Source organism: Bartonella sp. M0192, assembly GCF_016102305.1.
In the GTDB taxonomy this organism is placed as follows: domain Bacteria; phylum Pseudomonadota; class Alphaproteobacteria; order Rhizobiales; family Rhizobiaceae; genus Bartonella; species Bartonella apihabitans.
Genome location: NZ_JACFOU010000001.1, coordinates 912,228 through 930,117, shown reverse-complemented (window position 1 = coordinate 930,117; position 17,890 = coordinate 912,228). Strand labels below are relative to the sequence as shown.

Here is a 17,890-nt window from a genome sequence, read left to right as displayed (position 1 = left end):
CAAAATCTTTAGAGTGACTCACTTTGATCTCTATCCAAGTTTATGTTTCGAAAATCCCCGAGCTCTGAACCTTGTTCAAAACAAGTCATTAATTTTCATCTATCATGGCGCAATCAATGTAACATAACGCATTTGTTATTGAATGCTATAATTACAGCGGAAGGCCAAAAACGGAAAATTATTATCAAATTGGGCTAAATCAACTCGTTGTTGATTATTGTTTGTTATGTGGTATCAAAAATTAAGTTCATTATACGTTGTCGACTAAAATATTTTTCATTAATTAAATAAAAATCATCGATTATCTTATTTATGCAATTTATCAGATTGCATAAAAATATGAATTTGTTTTTATATTAAAATTATAAATGTTTTATATTATACTTTTATTATTAAACATTATTTTTAAATAATTATATTATAATTTTATATAAAACAAGCAGCATATCTCGAATACAATAGCTCAATACAGCTTGTTCCTTTAATGGGACAGATCCAGCCTTAAAAAAAGAAATTATCCATCAAGTTTCCACTGTTTTTTGAAGTTATAAGAATAAAAGTGACAGTTCACCAAACAGTGCTTGACTTTCGTTCAAAACATAACAATTGAAACATCTGCGTAGGGAAACGCTCCCCCCACATGATCTGTCGGGATGTCAAACCTGCACGACAGGTTACCCCACAGGTTGAATGTCCGTAACGAACTGTCCTTAAGGAGCTCCATCATGACTGAAAACCAGACTTCAGCATTTGATGTCAAAACGCTGTCTGCTGAGGCGCTTGCCGAGCGCTTGAGCCGTCTGCATTTTGCCGACGCTGTCGATGTCATTAACGATCTCGACATTGTCGAACGGGTGAATGTGTTCAAATTTTTACCGATAGAATATGCTATCGAGCTGTTCGACAAGCCGGAACTTGACGAGCCGGGGCAGATTCTTGAAATGCTGCCGACCGAGCGTTCTGTCACAATTCTTGACGGAATGTCTGCCGACCAGGCAGCCGATGTATTTCAGGAAATGGAAGAAGCGACTCGCGCCAAACTTTATCCCCTGTTGAAGCCGCTCACCCGCGCCGAAATGAAAAAGCTGTCGAGTTATCCTGATGGCAGCGCCGGCGCGTTGATGACAACAGAATTTATCGCAGTTCCTTCCACTTGGTCGGTTCGTCAAACGCTTGATCATATCCGCGATGTCGAGCGTACACGCGAAACTGTTTACGCAAGTTATGTCATTGATCCGGAAACCAGCGTTTTGATCAAAGCGGTTTCGCTCAGGAATCTTATTCTGGCAAATCCCGATGACACGATTCTTAATGCTGCCACCAATGGTGAGCCGATCAAGATTGGTCCTTTGACCGATCAGGAAGAAGTTGCGCGTCTGTTCCGGCGTCACGATTTGCTCTCGGTTCCGGTTGTAGACGAGACGGACCATGTGATCGGCATTGTGACAGTCGATGACGTGCTTGATGCCATGACCGAAGAAATGAGTGAAGATGCTTATAAATTCGGTGGTATGGAAGCGCTCGACAAGCCCTATATGGATATCGGCTTTTTCGATATGATGAAAAAACGCGGTGGCTGGCTTGCCGTCTTGTTTCTGGGCGAAATGTTGACCGCCAGCGCCATGCAGCATTTTGAGGTCGAGCTTGAAAAAGCGATTGTCCTCACCCTCTTCATTCCGCTTATCATGAGTTCCGGCGGTAATTCCGGTTCTCAGGCAACATCTCTTATCATTCGAGCACTTGCCTTAAGAGAGCTTGAACTTAGAGATTGGTGGAAAGTCGCTTTAAGGGAAATACCGGCAGGCGTGTCTTTGGGAGCCATGCTCGGACTGATTGGCGTTATACGCATTATCGTGTGGCAAAAAACCGGCATCTACGATTATGGCGAACATTGGGTGCTGGTGGCAATAACGGTGGGAGCCGCCCTTATCGGCATTGTTATGTTCGGCTGTCTCACAGGTTCGATGCTTCCGTTTCTCTTGAACCGTCTGGGATTTGACCCAGCGAGTGCTTCTGCACCTTTTGTCGCAACACTGGTCGACGTAACCGGTATTGTTATTTATTTTTCTGTCGCTGCACTTATTTTAAGTGGCACACTTTTGTGAGTCCCTGTTTAAGGCCGTTGTTCTATTTTTCGACATTGAACGACGGCCTTCATTATTCAAATGCACAATCGGCATTAAAAAAACACAAGCCGGATTAAAGCGCACAATCTGCTTGTGCCGATATAGACGGCCTCGTCATTGAGAAACTATGGCTTGATAGAATAATGCCATTACGCTTCTTCTCTTTTGCAATTATTTTCTTGATTTTTTTAATAATTATTTTCATTGGGAGAAGGCATTTTATGGTGAGATATTGATTAGCCAACCGACTATTCTCATATAATCGGAAGAATGCCTTCGAAGGTTCAAAGTTATGATAATGCGTTTATCTTAGCTAAAAAAGGTTTCCCCCTCTTCCAAAAACCGTAAAAAACTTGTAAGAGGCATGCAACACCATGCGGCGACTGTTGTTGCCGTATTTTCGAAATTTCAGTGAACGAAAAGAAGATTTACATGCAATTGCGCAATATTGCAATCATTGCCCACGTTGACCACGGTAAAACAACCCTTGTCGACGGGCTATTAAAGCAATCAGGAAATTTCCGCCAAAACCAACGCACTGGCGAGCGTATGATGGATTCCAACGATATTGAAAAAGAACGTGGAATTACCATTCTTGCCAAAGTTACCTCTGTCGTTTGGAAAGATACGCGTATCAATATTGTTGATACACCCGGACACGCCGATTTCGGCGGTGAAGTGGAACGTATCCTTAATATGGTGGATGGAGCCATTGTTCTCGTGGATGCCGCCGAAGGTCCGATGCCGCAAACAAAATTTGTTGTTGGCAAAGCCTTGAAAGTTGGCCTGCGCCCGATTGTTGCCATTAACAAGATCGATCGCCCCGACGCACGTCCTGAAGAAGTTATCAATGAAGTTTTTGATCTGTTTGCCGCACTTGACGCAACAGATGAACAACTCGATTTCCCGATCCTTTATGGTTCCGGTCGTGATGGCTGGATGGCTGAAAGCCCCGATGGCCCGAAAGATCAGGGGTTGGCGCCTTTGTTCGACATGGTCGTACGTCATGTACCGGCTCCGACTGTTGCTCCGGGTCCGTTTACGATGATCGGTACCATTCTGGAAGCCGATCCATTTTTGGGTCGTATCATCACCGGCAGAATCCACTCCGGTAAAATCAAACCGAACCAGGCAGTGAAAGTCCTCGACCAGCAGGGTAATCTTGTTGAAACCGGAAGAATTTCAAAAATTCTTGCTTTCCGCGGGCTTGAGCGTCAACCGATCGAAGAAGGTGATGCCGGTGATATTGTTGCAATTGCCGGTCTACAAAAAGGTACGGTTGCCGATACTTTCTGTGACCCGTCAGTAACCGAGCCTTTGAAGGCCCAGCCGATTGACCCGCCGACAGTCACAATGAGTTTCCTTGTCAATGACAGCCCGCTCGCAGGGACAGAAGGTGACAAAGTTACAAGTCGTGTCATTCGTGACCGTTTGCTCAAAGAGGCCGAAGGGAACGTTGCTCTGAAAATCGAGGAATCAAAAGACAAGGATTCCTTCTATGTTTCCGGCCGTGGCGAATTGCAGCTTGCTGTTTTGATCGAAAATATGCGCCGTGAAGGTTTCGAACTTTCGGTTTCGCGTCCGCGTGTTGTTATGCATACCGACGAGAACGGCAACAAGCTTGAACCGGTCGAAGAAGTTGTCATTGACGTTGACGAGGAATATTCCGGCATTGTCGTCCAGAAAATGTCGGAACGCAAAGGCGAGATGATCGAGCTTAAGCCGTCAGGTGGAAATCGTGTCCGCATGGTCTTTTATGCGCCCACACGTGGCCTTATCGGCTACCAGTCGGAATTATTGACCGATACGCGTGGCACTGCCGTCATGAACCGCTTGTTCCATGACTATGAACCATATAAAGGCGATATTGCCGGACGTACCAATGGCGTCATGATTTCCAATGATAATGGTGAATCGGTAGCCTATGCCCTGTTCAATCTTGAAGACCGCGGCCCGATGATCATTGATGCGGGTGTCAAAGTCTATCAGGGAATGATTATCGGCATCCATTCACGTGATAATGATTTGGATGTAAACGTCTTGAAGGGTAAAAAGCTTACCAATGTTCGTGCTGCCGGAAAGGATGAGGCTGTGAAACTCACTCCTCCTATCAAAATGACATTGGAACGTGCGTTATCGTGGATTCAGGATGACGAGCTCGTCGAAGTTACGCCAAAGAACATTCGTCTGCGCAAGCTTTACCTTGACCCGATTGATCGTAAAAGAAACGGAAAGCCACGTCCGTCGGACAGTGCTGCCTGATTTTTGACCATTTATGCCGGATACTTTAGAAGGTGTCCGGCTCTTTTTATTCTGGAAAGGATGTCTCTATGAATATTGATTTGATCCCCATCGGCAAAAACCCGCCGGAAGATGTTAATGTTATCATCGAAGTGCCGGTCGGCGGTCAACCAATCAAATATGAAATGGATAAAAAGTCGGGTGCGCTGTTTGTTGATCGTTTTCTCTACACCCCGATGACATATCCGGGCAATTACGGTTTTGTTCCGCACACTTTGTCGGAAGATGGCGATCCGATTGATGTTCTCGTTCTTAACACCCGTCCGCTTGTTCCAGGATGCGTTATCAATTGCCGTCCGATTGGCGCTTTGATTATGGAAGATGACGGCGGCAAAGATGAAAAAATCATTGCTGTTCCGACACCCAAAATGACACAACGTTATGTCGATGTTCACGACTATGCCGATATGCCGGAAATAACCTTGAAACAGGTCGAACATTTCTTCCAGCATTACAAAGATCTCGAACCCGGCAAATGGGTCAAGATTGGCGGATGGGAAGATGAAGATTTTGCCCGCGAGCTCATCAACAAAGCAATCAAGCGCGCAAAAAAATAATCCTTGGAAATAATTGATAGTCTTCTGTCAATCAGCTTTAAAAATATTTGATTAAAGCGCCCGTCAAACTTTGTCGGGCGTTGTTTTTTTAGCATCATGGCAAGTGGTTTTAACAGCAACACGTCCGTTGTCCTCTTTTCCACTTTGAAGCCTGTCCCGCTTGGTTTTTCCGGGACAATGTCCTGCCTGGTTTTCTTGTACAAGTTTTATTTATACGGGGTGTGATTGTCATTGACTGCTTATGGGAGAGCGGCATTCCGATGATCGACTGTTTATGCGTTGTCCCGAAAAAAGAAATTGCCGACAAAAACTTGTTATTGACAAGCTGCTGATTTGGCAACCCGTATAAATGTCCTATAAGCTTGGAATGATAATCACACAAATTGCTGAACAAATCATATTTTTTGCTTATTAAAGCGAGGCTTAATCAAAATGCCGTTACGCACCAAAAAACTTGTTTTTGTTATCTGTCCGTAACCGGTCTTTTTGATTAAAAGGTTGATAATAATTGGTGCAAAACCGGCGCCCAATTCCGATAAAGAGAGTGCAACGGGATTTTTGACGTATGGATGCTGCAGTAAAAGCCCCTGAAAAAAGCCACACCATCACCAAAGGTGATGTTGCCGCTGTTGCTATCGGTAATGCTGTCGAATTTTACGATTTTATCGTCTACACAACATTCGCTGTCATGATCGGGAAAACTTTTTTCCCATCTGACAACGAGTTTGTCAGCCTGATGTCGTCGGTTTCAACATTCGGCATAGGTTTTATAGCCCGCCCCTTGGGGGCAATCCTCATCGGCACCTATGCCGACAAGGTCGGACGCAAACCCGCAATGATCCTGACAATGTTGTTAATGGCAATCGGCACTGCAGGGCTTATTCTTCTGCCCGGCTACGAGCAAATCGGAATTGCAGCACCCATATTGCTGGTGATTGCCAGATTGGCACAAGGGCTTGCCTGGGGCGGCGAAGCAGGGCCTGCGACAACGTTCATCATGGAGGCTGCTCCGGAAGGAAAACGCGCTTTCTATGCGAGTTGGCAGATTGTGGCACAGGGCGCCGCGGCAATAACTGCCGGTTTGGTCGGCTATATCTTAAGCCTTTATCTGACACACCAACAACAAACCGATTGGGGATGGCGCATTGCTTTTGGTCTGGGACTTTGCATTTTACCGATTGCAATTTTGATGCGTCGCCATCTTGGTGAAACATTAAAACTTGAAGACAAAGCCGAAAACAACTCGACAAAGGGACTGCTAAAAGAAATATTCGAGCATCACAGTGCTCTGATTTTTATCGGGATATTCGTCCTTTCAGGAAGTACCGTTACGCAATATTTTTTAAATTACACAACGACTTATGCCCTGACCGAACTGCACTATGGCGAGAATTTTGCGATGCTTGCCACTTTTGTTGTCGGATTGGGGGTTGTTATTTTTGCATTGATTGGCGGTTATTGTGCCGACCGGTTCGGACGGCGGATAACAATCGTTGCTCCCCGCATCATATTGCTCGTTATCCTGTGGCCGGGACTTTACCTCGTCAACCAATTCAACAGCATTTGGGTGTTCTTCGGCGTTATCACCATTTTCACAGCCTTGCAGAACATTAGCGGTGCCGGAATTGTTATATTCTTATGTGAATGTTTCCCGAAAAGATTGCGAGCCACCGGATTTTCTATCTCTTATGCTTTGGGAATTTCCCTCTTTGGCGGAACCGCCCAAATCGTTGTTACGTGGATATTGGAGCTCACCGGCAATCCCTCCTCGCCGGCCTTCTACCTCATCTTCACCAACATTTTGTGTTTAGGTGCAGTATTTTTAAGCCGGAACAAAAAAACTCACTAATGGCCGCAGAAACGATCACATCAATGAGGGATGCCAACCACATCCCTTACCATCTTCTTTGGATACTTTTTTAATCCCGCATATGCCGTTCGGATTTAGAAAAAGAGTCCGGCATAGGCGCGCCACATAAAGATGTGAATAAAATAGATAATCAGGAATACGACAATTGGCGAAACATCGATTGATCCCAAGTTTGGCAGGACACGCCGGATCGGCGCGAGCACAGGTTCGGTGACCTGATAAAGAAAATTGCCGATTGCAGCTATCAGCGGGTTGTGCGGATTAACGATGTTGAACGCATAGAGCCAGGAAAAAACAGCGCCCGCAATGAGAATGAAAATATAGACTTTAAAGATAATATCTACCACAGATAGCAAAGCATAAATCATTCTCTATTCCTTCGAAAGTCGATGAACAGCAAAATTGCCATTCAAATGTTTGATGGGCAAGACTTTTTTTAACAAGCATTCAAGCTTTTCGTGAAAACCGCCGAGAACACCGGAAAGTTTTGAATTTGATGCACATTTCGGTCGGAGCAATTACAAATCCTTTGTTTCAAGCTCTTCTATCCCTATCGGCATTTGTTTCTTTTCCCCGTAAAAAATCAGGTAAAGCCCGACAAGGCTTGCAAGAAGGGAAATGATAATCAGATACCACATATGGAACATGGGAAAAACCGGTTGCATCAAATTGATTGCCCACGGCGTCAAGCCACCGAAAACTGCATAGGCAATATTATAAGAAAAAGACAAACCGGAAAACCTTATTGTTGCCGGAAAACTACGAACAATCACATAAGCGACCGAGCCGACATAGCCGGCGAAAAAACCGAGAAAGGCCGAAAGCACAAAGAACAATGCCGTTGAATAGCCGGCACAATGATAAAAAATGTAGGAGACGGCCGCAAAAACAATTCCGGAAAACGTAAAAAACTTGCCGCTACCGAAGCGGTCACACAAAAATCCTGCAACCGGCGTTCCAAGAATGAGGAAAAAACTTGTTATCGAATTGGCCGCAAGGGTGACGTCACCCGAATAATTATAAGGTGCAGCTTTCATATAGTTCGGGGTGAGCAAGGTACTAATCATAATTGTTGCCGATAAAGTCCATGTCAAAAGAACTGCTACGACAACGCTTCCCAAATATTTCGTCAAAACTACTTTCAAAGGAATTTCTTTGGATAGAGCTTTTTTCCTTTTCAATTCTTTGAATATTGGCGTTTCTTCCAGAAAGCGCCTGAGCCAGACAGCAATCAGCCCGAAAATCCCGCCAATGATGAAGGCAACTCTCCAGCCCCAAAAATCGGTTACATTTTCAGGCCACGGCAAAACATTGTTATGAACAATATGATTGATCGCAAAAGCGATAAAAGAACCGATCAGAATGCCGAGGGAAAGACCTGAGGTGAGAACACCTGTTGAAAGCCCGACATGACGTTCCGGAACATGCTCGGCTACAAATGTCCATGCACCGGGAACCTCGCCGCCGACGGCCAACCCTTGCATCATCCGGCAGGCCAAAAGAATAAGCGGAGAAAGAATACCGAAATGGTTATAGGTCGGCACAAAAGCCATGCCCAAGGTTGCAAGCGACATCAAAAGGACCGAGAACGTAAAAATACGCTTGCGACCGAGTTTATCTCCAAGATGCGCCATGACGACTCCCCCGATGGGCCGCATCAGATAACCGGCGGCGAATATGCCATAGGTCCATGTTGTGGCCAGCCAAGGCGACATTTCTGACGGGAGAACCGTATGGGAAATTTCGGCTGTAAAAAACACAAATATAATGAAGTCATAGAACTCGAGTGCTCCCCCCAAAGAGGCAAGCGCCAGCGTGCGTATGTCATCACTATTCAAATTACGTGCAGACTTCATCTTTTTCCTGTTTTACGGGCTTTATAAAAATAAACAACTCCCCGCCCTTGACCTTACCCTATAGGAACCCCTCATATTATAGTAAATAGTCAATAGGCAAAGGAATATAAAAATGTCTGATCAAAACACAAGCTTGTTCAAGGTAGAAGATATGACATGCGGACATTGTGTAAAAACAATCACCAACGCAATCAAAGAAAAATATCCGTCTGCCGATGTCAATATTGAGCTCGACAAACATCTCGTCAAAGTCAAAGGTGTGGCTGACAAGGCAAGTTTGGCCGACATTATGAAGGAAGAAGGCTATACGCCTCAAGCCCTGTGAAAATCAATAAAATTCTCTCTTCAAGCGATCATGCTTGAAGAGAGCTTGTATCCGCAAGGCTTTCAATAACCTTGCATTCATGTATTTTGTGGCCGACGCACGGCTTTGTAATCCTCTCCAGCTCTTTTTCCAGAATTTTCAATCGTGCAATTTTCATACGTGTTTCTGCAAGTTGCTTGTGCGCTATTGTATCCGCTTCCCCGCATGGATCATCCGGATGTTTGGATAATGCTATAAGTTGGCGGATGGCTTCAATAGAAAAGCCGAGATTTCTGGCTCTTAAAATAAACAATAGGCGCTTGTAATCAGCTTCGACATAACGGCGCTGATTGCCTTCTGTACGCTCAGGCTCGTCTAGGAGGCCAATTTTTCCATAATAACGGATGGTTTCGATATTGCAGCCGGTATGTTTTGAAAGTTCGCCAATTGAAAAATAAATTTTCTGCATTTTTCCTCTTGAAGCTGTAGTTACTACAGGAATTATATAATTATTCGACAATGAATTCCACCATCGGAAATGTCCTATTTCGAAATTTCAGTTGGTGGATTTCGATAGCCAAATTTTTGAACGATGAAATTCAACGCTCATCAATTTTCGAGTGTCGAGATTTTCGCTGCATGACGGAAAAGCCAAAACAGGAGATAGACCCATGGCTGAAGTCGAAAAAGAAACTATTCCACATGGTCATGATCATAAAAAGAATAGCGCCGATAAGGCAGGAAATGATGACAAACATCATGAAATTATCTCTTCGTCAACAGAAGCCGCACACTGTAGAACCGAGGCAGAACCGGCGCCCGAAAATAAAAAAGAACATGATCATGAACATCACGCGCATGCCGGACATCATCATGACGAACACCATGAACACACGCATGATCATTGCTCTGATGACCATTATCACGATCATTCGCACGACCACCATAATCACTCCCATGAGCATGATGACGAGGATGAAGAAATCATTGATGATGACCCGCGGTTAGAGGCAGGAAATGATTCTTTATGGCGCGTTGAAGGTATGGATTGCGCAGCCTGTGCAAGAACCATTACCACCGCTTTGGAACGCATGTCGGGCGTCGAAAATGTCCATGTTTCGCTCACCAGAGAAAGATTGTCTTTAAAAGCGGATAAAAGCCGTGTGAGCCCCGAAGAGATAGAGAAAACAGTCGCATCGCTTGGCTATCACCTTCTAAAAATCGACAACAATCAACCGCGTGAACAACAGGAAGAAAAATACTGGTATCAAACACAAAAAGGCCAAGCGGCGATCTTGTCCGGTGTTCTCCTTGCTCTTGCATATATTGCATCGACGTTTTTACCACATTTGTCATTCTGGTTTTTTACAATTGCCGCACTCGCTGCACTTCTTCCGGTTGCAAAACGGGCGTTTGCCGCATTGAAAAATGGCAGTCCCTTTACGATTGAAATGCTGATGACAATTGCGGCTATCGGCGCCATTTTCATTAATGCAACCCAGGAAGCAGCCGTGGTTGTCTTTCTCTTTTGTGTCGGCGAAGTGCTCGAGGGTGTTGCAACAGGTCATGCACGTGCGGGCATCAAGTCATTAAGCAAACTTGCGCCTAAAACCGCTTGGAAAGAAGTTAATGGCAAGCTTGAAGAAGTCCCTGCCGAAAGCCTTCAAATTGACGATATTGTTCTTGCAAGACCAGGTGATCGTTTGCCGGCAGACGGCGTTGTTATTGAGGGAACCTCCGGTGTTGATGAATCGCCGATTACGGGTGAATCGATCCCCGTAACAAAGACAATCAACAGCAAGGTTTTCGCCGGCTCCATCAACAATGAATCAACATTGCGTATTCGTGTGGAAACAAAACCCTCCGATAATACCATTGCACGCATCATCTCGCTTGTCGAAGAAGCACAGGATGCGAAAGCCCCGACAGAACGGTTTATCGATGCTTTTTCTAAAGTCTATATGCCGATTATCGTCGGTATCGCTATCCTCGTCGCCATCATCCCTCCACTCTTTGACGGGCAATGGAGAGAATGGACCTATCGCGGCTTGGCTCTATTATTGATCGGTTGCCCTTGTGCGCTTGTTATTTCTGTACCGGCAGCTATTGCATCCGGACTTTCGACCGGCACCCGTCATGGTCTTCTTGTCAAGGGCGGGAACGTGGTCGAGACTTTATCGAAGGTCGATTGTATAACATTCGATAAAACCGGTACTTTGACCAAAGGCACACCTGTTGTCACAGATGTTGTTGCAACCGAATATTCGGAAAACGAGGTATTGCAACTTGCCGTTGCTTTGGAACGGGAATCGAGCCACCCGCTTGCTGTTGCCATTATCACCGAAAGCGGAAAACGGAAAATCGAAGCCGTTTCGGTGAAAGATGTCAAAGCCGTTGCCGGTAAAGGTATTATTGCCGAATGGAAAGGCAAGCCGGTTTTCATCGGAGCACCGAGATTTTCGCACGATTACGGTGTTATCGGCCAAACATTGCAAAAAAGTGCTGACAAATTCGAAAGCGAAGGAAAAACCGTCGTCGTTGTTCATCATGATGGTAAGGCAATCGGCGTTATTGCAATGCGCGACGAGCCAAGGGACGATGCGCTCGCGGCTTTGGAAGAACTCCGCCGGTTGAACATTGAAGCTGTTATGCTGACCGGTGACAATAAACAGACCGGAGAAGCCATTGCAAGAAAACTCGGGCTTGCAGTCAAAGCGGAATTGATGCCGGGCATGAAAGTGGAAGCCATCAAGGAACTAGGCAAAAATCATATTGTTGCTATGGTTGGCGATGGTATCAATGATGCACCGGCACTGGCAGCGGCAAATGTCGGCATTGCCATGGGCTCGGGAACCGATGTGGCATTGGAAACAGCCGATGCAGCCATATTGCGCAACCGCGTGAGCGATATACCGACACTGATTTCGCTTGCCCGAGCTACCATGTTGAATATCAAGGAAAATGTTGCCATAGCGCTCGGTTTGAAGTTGATCTTTCTTCTGACAACAATCTTCGGCATTACAGGCCTTTGGCTTGCTGTTATGGCCGATACCGGAGCGACTGTTCTCGTCACACTCAATGCTTTGCGGCTTTTATTATTCAAAAAATAAAATGGCTCGTTCGAGCCATTTTTCCAAATCATAGTGAGCGAATGATTATAGAGTTGCCGAATTATTTTTTTAGTGCATTCAAGCGATCAAGAGCCGGGCCGAAACCATCAAGCTGCACGAAGAGATTATCCAGCGGCTGTTCATTATTTCCGGCCGAAGTTGCTTTGACATTGAGTTGTTTACCAGCGCGCAAAGCCTGAGTTGACGTTTTGTCAAAGGCAACAGGAACAATGCAACCGACAGGCATACAGGTACGAACGCCGGTTTCGACAACCGCCTTGGTATCATCAACCTGAAGCTTTACAGGTTTGGAAACCAGAATGCCGAAAGGTACAACAATAACACCGGAAACATCGCCGTTATTGTTTGTCGAAACATTCATGCTGATGACCGGCTGGTTCTGGTTGTTAACTTCCTGACGGAGCAGAGCGCAAGCTTTTTCGCCATTTTGTATGGCACAATTGACGGTCCACAGCCCATAGGTTTCAGTCAATGACGATGCACCATTCGGCAACGTCGCGGCATTGGGCCTGCCACCCTTATCATTAGCGGCGGCTGATAAAGTAGAACAAAGTAAACCGGCCACAAAAAAGGAACAGAGTAAACGTTTCATATTAAAATTCTTTCTGGAAGTATTTTCCCCGATATTCGAAATTCAGCCAAAATGTATAAAGAAAGTTACGTGTTAAAACCAGAAAAATTTCATTCACTTGACAATATCAAGCAATGATATGCCGGAACTCGGCAACAACTTTTTCGTAAACGGCTTGTTTAAACGGCACAACCATCATCGGAAGTGCTTCCAGATCCACCCACTTCCACTGATCGAACTCTGCTGTATTGTTTGCGGGAGGTGGATTGATCGCAATTTCTTTGTCATCACCGGTGAAGCGGAATGCAAACCATTTTTGTGTTTGCCCGCGATATTTCCCCTTCAATGCAATGCCGACGAGCTCCTTAGGCAAGTCATATGTCAGCCACCCTTCAGTCTCCGCAATCAATTCTATCGAACGGACACCGGTTTCTTCATAAAGTTCACGTTTTGCCGCTTCAATCGGGAGTTCACCCTTGTCAATTCCCCCTTGCGGCATTTGCCATATTTTGGAAGCACCTTCGAGCTCGCTTAAACGGTTGGTAATTCGCCGTCCGGCCCATACCTGATTGTCTTTATTAAACAAGGCGATTCCAACGCACTTACGGTAAGGCAAATCTGTCTTGTTTTTTTGTTTATCCATATCGTTTTTTGTCATCTTTTATTACCAAATGTGTTGCAATCCGAAATCATATCAAGATTCTATAACGCTTTGATCAAGCCTGCCACCCCTAAGTTATATTTTAAAAATCGGGACCTTCCGTTTCAGATCTTTCCTTTAGAGGGCAAGCTTCCAAAGCACGATTTTGACAAATAAAAAGCGCGTTGAACGCGCTTTTTATTGTATTCAATTCGGAACGCCTTTTTGCGGATTTGGCGGAAAAGCAGCATTGGCCATTTCACCACGAAGCAATTTATAGGCTTCATTCAGTTGGATATCATCTTTCTGGTCTTTCGGGACAAAGGCGGCAGAACCCGAACCCTTATCATCTTCCTGATTACCCTTGATATGCCCCTTCAATTCGGATTCGCCCAAATTGACGTCATAGCCTTTATATTCATCAGGCAATGGCTGGTCGACCTTGATATCCGGCGTTATCCCTTTACCCTGAATTGAAGCGCCCGAAGGTGTGTAATAAAGCGCCGTTGTCAGACGCAAAGCACCATTATCACCAAGCGGAATAATTGTTTGTACCGAACCTTTTCCGAATGACTGTGTACCAAGAACTGTCGCACGGCGATGATCCTGCAAAGCACCAGCGACAATTTCGGAAGCACTGGCCGAGCCACCATTAATGAGAACAATTAACGGCTTGCCATTAGAAATATCGCCCGGCTTTGCATCAAAACGCATGACTTCTGCCTGATCACGCCCACGCGTTGAAACAATTTCGCCTTTATCAAGGAATGCGTCGGATACACTGACAGCCTGATCCAGCAATCCGCCCGGATTCAAACGCAGATCAAGGACATATCCTTTGAGCTTGTCTGACGGAATTTTCGACTGGATGTCTTTAATGGCTGCCTGAAGGTCATCATAAGTTTGTTCGGTAAACTGGATGAGACGTAAATAACCGACATCACCTTCGACCCGATATTTGACCGCCTTGACTTTGATAATATCGCGAATGACAGTAATTTCGAGCGGTTTATCAACACCATTACGGATAATTGTCAGTTTGATCGGTTTGCCGACTTCGCCACGCATTTTGCTGACAGCATCATTCAGAGTTTGCCCGCGCACCTGCTCGCCATCAATTTTGGATATAAGATCACCAGCAAGAACACCGGCCTTGGAGGCTGGTGTATCCTCCATTGGCGAAACAACCTTGATAAGGTCATTTTCCATAGTCACTTCAATGCCCAAGCCGCCAAACTCGCCTTTGGTGGAAACCCGCATATCTTTTGCTTCTTCAGCATTCATATAGGAAGAATGCGGATCAAGCGAGGTCAACATACCATTGATCGCATTTTCAATGAGCTTTTTGTCATCCGGCACTGTCACATATTGTGCCCGCACGCGCTCGAAGACGTCACCAAAAATGGCTAGCTGTTTATAGGTGTCACCGTCATTATTAGCTGCAAAGGATTGCATCATAATCATCGAACTTGCGCCCAGCAATGCACCGGCAGCTAAAACAGTCAATTTACGAATCATTCTGGTTCCTTCCCGACTTACCAGCCATCCACCATGGTGCCGGATTTACAGGTTTACCTAGTTTTCTGAACTCAATGTAAAGCATCGGAGTAGTTTTGCCTATATCCAAAGACGCCGCGCTAGCAATTTGTTGATTCCCCATCGTGCCAAGCGGTTCACCTGAAAGCAAAAATTGTCCTTGCACAACATTAACCTTGTTCATGCCCGCAAGCAATATATGATAATTTTGTCCCGTATCAAGAATAACCAATTCTCCATAGGAACGAAAAGGTCCGGCATAAGCAACCACACCATCGGCAGGTGCAGTTATAATAGCACCCGGTTGCGTTTCAACAGTATCCCCAAGGACTGCCCCGTTGTTTTCCCCGAATTTCTGCACAATTTTTCCGGCTGCAGGCAGAACAAGACTTCCCTTTTTCCCTTCGAAATCGAGGTTGCGTGTCAATTCGGTATCTTCAAGTTTGAAATTATTGTCTGTTTTGTCCTGACGTAATTGACGCTCGAGCTCGGTTAACAGATCTTCAAGCGATTTGGCTTTTTCGGAAAGCTCGAGAACATTTTTACGCTGTGTTGCCAATTCGTTTTCCGAAGTTTTTTGCAATTTTGCTTTTTCTTCAACGAGCAAACTTAAACGTTTTTGTTGTTCTGCCTGTAATTGAACCTGATTTTTCAACTCGTCATGTTGTGCTTTGATAGAGTTTTCAACTGCTGTCATATCCTTGAGACTAGCCGACAAGGACAATGTTTTTTCGCGCATTTCCGGAACAAGCGTTCCCAAAAGTGCAGCACTACGCACAGATTTCAGGGCATCACCCGGTTCAACCAGAATAGCCGGCGGAGGATTTAGGCCCATGCGTTCAAGAGCAGCCAGAACTTCAGAAAATTCTCCTCTGCGACTTTCAAGATCCTGTTTGACTTTCGACTTTTCATCATAAAGTCTTGTTAATTTTTCTTCACTCTGAGCTATTTTTTCGGAAGTTTCACGCTCGCTTTTGGCTGCTTTGACAATCTCGGAAGTCAAGGTTCGCTGATCTTTTTTAAGACTATCAACCTGACTGGCCAATTGCGCCATTTTCTGGCGTGACAGCGTCATGGTCGCGCGAATGTCATTTAATGCTTTATTAGCAGCTTCCTTATTCGCATTTTCATCTGCAAAAGACCAATATGGCCAAAACAATATCAAGCATGCAACGACACCCCCCCGACTTAAAGAGGATAAAATCTTACCAACACGCATGATAATGCATTTTATCATTCTACCAATTCGAACTGCTCTAAACGAAAAAGTTATAAACGCATCAGACTAAGATCGTGTTAACAAACAGGTAATTTAACAGTTTTTCGCTAAAGCCCGATTTTACACGCGATGATAGGGGTGTCCACTTAAAATAGTTGCGGCGCGATAGATCTGTTCGCTAAGCAAAATGCGCGCGATCTGGTGAGGCCATGTCATTGCCCCGAATGATAACAATAAATCGGCCCGCTTTCGTACTTTTTCACAATGCCCGTCGGGACCACCCAAAGCTATCGTCAGATGTTTGCAGCCGGCATCACGCCAATCTTGCAATTTACGGGCAAACTGAACCGATGTCATTGACTTGCCGCGTTCGTCAAGAACAATAAGACGGCTCCCCTCTTGCAAAGTGCCAAGAAGGTTCTCTCCTTCTTCTTCCATCCTTTGATTGGCGTTTTGTGACCGGCTCTCCACAATTTCATGGACATTTTGAAAGCTCAGCCCCAATGACGGAGCCAATTTTGAAAAACGGTCAAAATAACGGCTGACAAGTTCCTGCTCGGGCCCTTTTTTCATACGGCCGACGGCAAATACCGAAATCTGCACGTCAATTTTCTCCGACTCGCAAATGAATCCGGTCACCCTCGTCGGACGTGTTCCACATCTTTTCGAGATTATAGAATTCCCGTGTTTCCGGCCGGAAAAGGTGCACGATAATATCACCGAGGTCAATCAGCACCCAATCGCACTCACTCAAGCCTTCCACTCTGGTTTGACCTTTATTACAATCTTTCATGGCATAGAGAAGATGGTCCGCCAATGCCGAAACATGGCGCTGCGAACCGCCCGAAGCAATCACCATATAATCGGCTAACGGGGAACGACCACGAAGATCAATAGTAACAACATCCTCCGCCTTTGAATCATCAAGGCTCGAAAGAACGCGTTGCAAATTATTTTCAACGATCAAACCGGTATTGTCGGCTTGTAAATTTTCTTGGGCCGCCGCGTCTTTGCCAATTCTATTTTTCTTTTGTGTCACAATAGTTTTTTTCAGATTATTCACCTTTCAACCCGATATAAATTCTCGTTTTTACCACCAGTTTCTTGATTAATAAAAGTTACAGACTTGCCGCTTTTTTTCAAGGAAAATCGGTATTTTTCTTATTTTGCCCTTGCTCGCCGCTTCCTCTCTACTTCGCGTTTTTCTGCCGCAAGCCCGTAGAAGATGCATAAGAGCGTCGGCCATGGATATATCCCCATGCGGGAGGTTTTTTATAGGGCAGAGCGCCGACATCATATTCTTTAACACGGAATTTCCGGAATGTTTCCGCCATGGGAGAAGAAAGTGCCGACATTGAGGCCGATGGCCGGTCAATAATAACAATCGGGATCATGGCCACAATCTTTTTCCATTCCTGCCATTGATGAAATGTCGCAAGACTATCGGCACCCATCACCCAGACGAAACGAATATTGCGATGGCGAGCGAGTATATAGGAGAGCGTTGTGATCGACGTATAGGATTTGATTTTCTTTTCAAAGCCGGTAATTTTTATGCGTGGGTCGTCAACAAGTTCGGCACTTAAACGCATTCTCTCATGAAGTGGCAAAAGCCCGCTTCTGTCTTTCAGAAGGTTTCCGGGGGTCACCATCCACCACAACTCATCAAGTTTCAATCGACGAAGCGCAATTTTTGCAACGAGGAGATGTCCTTCATGCGGCGGGTTGAACGACCCGCCAAAAAGGCCTATCCGGTTGCCGCTTTCGCAATGCGGCATT

At 45.3% G+C, this 17,890-nt stretch carries 16 protein-coding genes; 6 read left to right on the top strand and 10 right to left on the bottom strand.

Annotation, left to right across the window (positions count from 1 at the left end):
* Positions 1-725: 725 nt before the first annotated feature.
* The 4 genes from mgtE to H3S82_RS04120 all read left to right on the top strand — a co-directional run bounded on the left by mgtE (position 726) and on the right by H3S82_RS04120 (position 6,833).
* On the top strand, positions 726-2,105 hold the full coding sequence (mgtE, locus tag H3S82_RS04135) for a magnesium transporter (RefSeq protein WP_078039144.1): 1,380 nt from the start codon (positions 726-728) through the stop codon (positions 2,103-2,105).
* A 453-nt stretch (positions 2,106-2,558) separates the two neighbouring features.
* Positions 2,559-4,388 carry a translational GTPase TypA gene (gene typA, locus H3S82_RS04130; protein ID WP_075870445.1) on the top strand — a complete coding sequence of 610 codons (1,830 nt, stop codon included), beginning with the start codon at positions 2,559-2,561 and terminating at the stop codon, positions 4,386-4,388.
* Between the two features lie 68 nt (positions 4,389-4,456).
* On the top strand, positions 4,457-4,984 hold the full coding sequence (gene ppa, locus H3S82_RS04125) for an inorganic diphosphatase (RefSeq protein WP_077970583.1): 528 nt from the start codon (positions 4,457-4,459) through the stop codon (positions 4,982-4,984).
* 565 nt (positions 4,985-5,549) lie between these two features.
* The gene (locus H3S82_RS04120) at positions 5,550-6,833 is read left to right on the top strand and encodes an MFS transporter (protein ID WP_198232528.1); all 1,284 of its coding nucleotides are present in this window, start codon (positions 5,550-5,552) and stop codon (positions 6,831-6,833) included.
* Positions 6,834-6,928: 95 nt separating this feature from the next.
* On the opposite strand, the gene H3S82_RS04115 is transcribed toward H3S82_RS04120, so the two are convergent.
* Together H3S82_RS04115 and H3S82_RS04110 are read right to left on the bottom strand one after the other, a co-directional pair.
* Positions 6,929-7,222, bottom strand: a complete 294-nt coding sequence (locus H3S82_RS04115) for a YggT family protein (RefSeq protein WP_198232529.1) — start codon at positions 7,220-7,222, stop codon at positions 6,929-6,931.
* Between the two features lie 150 nt (positions 7,223-7,372).
* Positions 7,373-8,710: an MFS transporter gene (locus tag H3S82_RS04110; RefSeq protein ID WP_198232530.1), complete on the bottom strand. Its 1,338-nt coding sequence runs from the start codon at positions 8,708-8,710 to the stop codon at positions 7,373-7,375.
* A gap of 112 nt (positions 8,711-8,822) precedes the next feature.
* On the opposite strand from H3S82_RS04110, the gene H3S82_RS04105 reads away from it, so the two are divergent.
* Positions 8,823-9,035, top strand: coding sequence for a heavy-metal-associated domain-containing protein (locus H3S82_RS04105; protein ID WP_075870258.1), 213 nt, complete (start codon positions 8,823-8,825; stop codon positions 9,033-9,035).
* A gap of 28 nt (positions 9,036-9,063) precedes the next feature.
* On the opposite strand, the gene H3S82_RS04100 is transcribed toward H3S82_RS04105, so the two are convergent.
* A complete protein-coding gene (locus tag H3S82_RS04100) occupies positions 9,064-9,483 on the bottom strand; it encodes a helix-turn-helix domain-containing protein (RefSeq protein ID WP_198232531.1) in 420 nt (139 codons plus the stop codon).
* Between the two features lie 202 nt (positions 9,484-9,685).
* On the opposite strand from H3S82_RS04100, the gene H3S82_RS04095 reads away from it, so the two are divergent.
* Positions 9,686-12,124, top strand: coding sequence for a heavy metal translocating P-type ATPase (locus tag H3S82_RS04095; RefSeq protein WP_198232532.1), 2,439 nt, complete (start codon positions 9,686-9,688; stop codon positions 12,122-12,124).
* A 61-nt stretch (positions 12,125-12,185) separates the two neighbouring features.
* On the opposite strand, the gene H3S82_RS04090 is transcribed toward H3S82_RS04095, so the two are convergent.
* The 7 genes from H3S82_RS04090 to H3S82_RS04060 form a co-directional block, all read right to left on the bottom strand.
* Positions 12,186-12,737, bottom strand: a complete 552-nt coding sequence (locus H3S82_RS04090; RefSeq protein ID WP_198232533.1) for an invasion associated locus B family protein — start codon at positions 12,735-12,737, stop codon at positions 12,186-12,188.
* 106 nt (positions 12,738-12,843) lie between these two features.
* Complete coding sequence (locus tag H3S82_RS04085) at positions 12,844-13,359, bottom strand: RNA pyrophosphohydrolase (protein ID WP_198232576.1); 516 nt, start codon at positions 13,357-13,359, stop codon at positions 12,844-12,846.
* Positions 13,360-13,563: 204 nt separating this feature from the next.
* On the bottom strand, positions 13,564-14,874 hold the full coding sequence (locus tag H3S82_RS04080; protein ID WP_077970564.1) for a S41 family peptidase: 1,311 nt from the start codon (positions 14,872-14,874) through the stop codon (positions 13,564-13,566).
* Positions 14,864-16,111, bottom strand: a complete 1,248-nt coding sequence (locus tag H3S82_RS04075) for a murein hydrolase activator EnvC (RefSeq protein ID WP_198232534.1) — start codon at positions 16,109-16,111, stop codon at positions 14,864-14,866. The genes H3S82_RS04080 and H3S82_RS04075 overlap by 11 nt, the downstream gene beginning before the upstream one ends.
* A gap of 120 nt (positions 16,112-16,231) precedes the next feature.
* Positions 16,232-16,714: a 23S rRNA (pseudouridine(1915)-N(3))-methyltransferase RlmH gene (gene rlmH, locus H3S82_RS04070; RefSeq protein WP_077970560.1), complete on the bottom strand. Its 483-nt coding sequence runs from the start codon at positions 16,712-16,714 to the stop codon at positions 16,232-16,234.
* A gap of 1 nt (position 16,715) precedes the next feature.
* A complete protein-coding gene (gene rsfS, locus H3S82_RS04065) occupies positions 16,716-17,174 on the bottom strand; it encodes a ribosome silencing factor (RefSeq protein ID WP_370541216.1) in 459 nt (152 codons plus the stop codon).
* 127 nt (positions 17,175-17,301) lie between these two features.
* Positions 17,302-17,889: a nicotinate-nucleotide adenylyltransferase gene (locus H3S82_RS04060; RefSeq protein WP_077970558.1), complete on the bottom strand. Its 588-nt coding sequence runs from the start codon at positions 17,887-17,889 to the stop codon at positions 17,302-17,304.
* Between the last annotated feature and the right edge of the window lies 1 nt (position 17,890).